This window comes from Candidatus Proelusimicrobium excrementi, from assembly GCF_937881865.1.
GTDB lineage: Bacteria > Elusimicrobiota > Elusimicrobia > Elusimicrobiales > Elusimicrobiaceae > Proelusimicrobium > Proelusimicrobium excrementi.
On record NZ_CALGEO010000092.1, the window covers coordinates 1 to 1,676 of the forward strand.

1 protein-coding gene is annotated in these 1,676 nt (G+C 49.1%); it reads right to left on the reverse strand.

Annotated features, from left to right (window positions below):
- The coding region (locus tag ACQY26_RS04140) for a hypothetical protein (protein WP_428047850.1) at positions 1 to 1,676 on the reverse strand (1,676 nt) is incomplete at both ends.

Genomic DNA, 1,676 nt, shown 5'->3' on the forward strand with positions numbered 1-1,676 from the left:
TGTTCGGTTTTCACGCTTGTGGATTTGGAACTTGCCGCCAAATCGCCCAAGGGAGAAGTCAAATCCAACAAACCGGTTGCGGAGGTAAGAGCTTTAACGCCGTTGATATTAATGTTTCTGCCGCTGCGCACCGACGCGCCGGAATCCACGTTTACATTATTGTTTACGTAAATATCGCCCTTGGCCGCGGAATCGGCGTTAAAGGCCAAAGCCGTGGCGTTCCAAACATTCGTAACGCCGGAAGCTTTTATATAAGATCTGCCGGTATTGTCAAATGCGCTGCCGCTTTCCGTCTTGGGCTGGGAAAGAGTAAAATATACGTCCCCGCCGGAAGAAAGCTTTGCGCCCTGACGCAAATTAATCTCGTTTAAAACATTGGTTTTGGCCAAGCTTTTGCCCGCCGCAACGGAAACTCCGCCGTAAATGTTAAGATCGGAACCGGCCGATATGTCTACGTCCGCTTTTGCGTTGAAGACGATATCATTTGCGGAGTTTAGTTCCGCGGACTTCACGATAATTGCGGCTTTATTGTTATCGTTGGTTATTTCGGAAGTAACCACAGGCACGATTACAAGCCCGCCGCTCTTTAAAAGCACTTTGTCGTCGCCTTTAATATTGTTTATCGCGTTGACTAAGAAGGAACTGCTGCCTTCCGAATCTGCCCTTACGTCCACTTTTGTATTATCGCCGAAAGTTACGTCCGTATAATTGTTTATCTTAGTAATGCTTTCGGTTATCGGCACTTCAATCGCGCCGCCGCTGCCGCTGTAAACATTTTGCCCGTCAACCAAGTTTTTGGCGTAATTGTTTAAAGCTTCGGCTTTAAAATCTGAAGCCTTTACGTAAGTTTTGCCTGAGATTCTGTCTTTAAAATCAACTGCGACGGTCATATCGGAATTATTATGCGCGGAAGCCCCGCCCGCATGTATAATACCGCCATTTCTGGAGTCGACTTCGCTGTCTTGCGACGTGGAGTTCACCGCTTTAAATAGTACCGTATCCGCATTGATATTATTGTTTAAAACCGCTCCCGCGTCTTCTTTTTCCGTTTGCCCGATTTCAACTTTTGAAACGGAATTGTTATCGGAACGGACCAAAGCCGCCGAAGCCGCAAGCGCGCCGCCGCTGCCGGAAACAGCTTTTGCGTAAAGTTTATCGGCCCCGTCCGAGGAAGCTTCAAAACTGCCGGCGTTAATCTTTAAGCCGTCGTTTAAAACGGTTTTAACGTCAACTTCGGCCTCGACGTCGGCTTCGTTTACGCCCGCCGATATTACCGCGCCGCCGTAATAAGTAGATTTAGAGGTTTGATCGGTGTAAGATTTGGATTTAAACGTTACTCCGCCGGCGGAAGTTATATCGCTTTTTGAACGTATGTTCGCCAACACGGATCCGTTTACCCTGCTGGAAGACGTCGCGCCCGCGCCGCCTATCAAAGCGCCGCTGGCGGCAAAAGCGTCGGCCAAAGTTTCGGCCTTTTTTTGTTCCGCCGCAAGTTTAACGTCCCCTGCGCCGATTATATTTTCGCGCCCGATTTCGGCTTTATTATCAAGGTTGATTACGCTGTCGGCCAAGGATACGCCGACTGTAAGCGCGCCCGCGTCAACGCCCGTATGCGCAGCGAGTTTGTGGAAATTGAAAACGAAAAGATCGACTCCGTTATCCATTTCGCAGGTCTC